Source organism: Marinobacter iranensis, from assembly GCF_029207565.1.
GTDB lineage: Bacteria > Pseudomonadota > Gammaproteobacteria > Pseudomonadales > Oleiphilaceae > Marinobacter > Marinobacter iranensis.
Window position 1 is genome coordinate 1 of sequence record NZ_JANCMW010000044.1, and the last position, 398, is coordinate 398.

The 398-nt window shown below is 68.1% G+C and carries 1 protein-coding gene; it reads left to right on the top strand.

Annotation, left to right across the window (positions count from 1 at the left end):
- On the top strand, positions 1-398 hold a 398-nt coding region (locus tag NLU14_RS21365), incomplete at both ends, for a serine hydrolase (RefSeq protein ID WP_275710424.1).

A 398-nucleotide genomic window follows, 5' to 3' on the forward strand; every position in this document is an offset into this window, starting at 1 on the left:
GGGCACCCAGGTGACCCTGCGCGAGCTCGCCACCCAGATGATCTCGATCAGCGACAACAGCGCGACCGACATCCTGCTCCACACCCTCGGCCGCGCGAAGGTGGAGGCGATGATGCCGGTGCTCGGCATTGCCGATCCGGCGCGCAATCGGCCCTTTCTGGGCACGCTCGACGTCTTCCGGCTGAAGGGCGTCGCCGGACTGGGCGACCGCTATCTGGCGCTGGACGAGGCCGGGCGGCGCAAGCTGCTCGAGGGGGAAGTGGCCGGCATCCCGCCGATCCTGATCGACGCGACCAGCTTCACCAGGAAGATCCCCAACCGCATCGACACGCTCGAATGGTTCGGGAGCCCGAACGATCTCGTCCGGGTGATGGACTGGCTGCGGCGGAACACCGAGG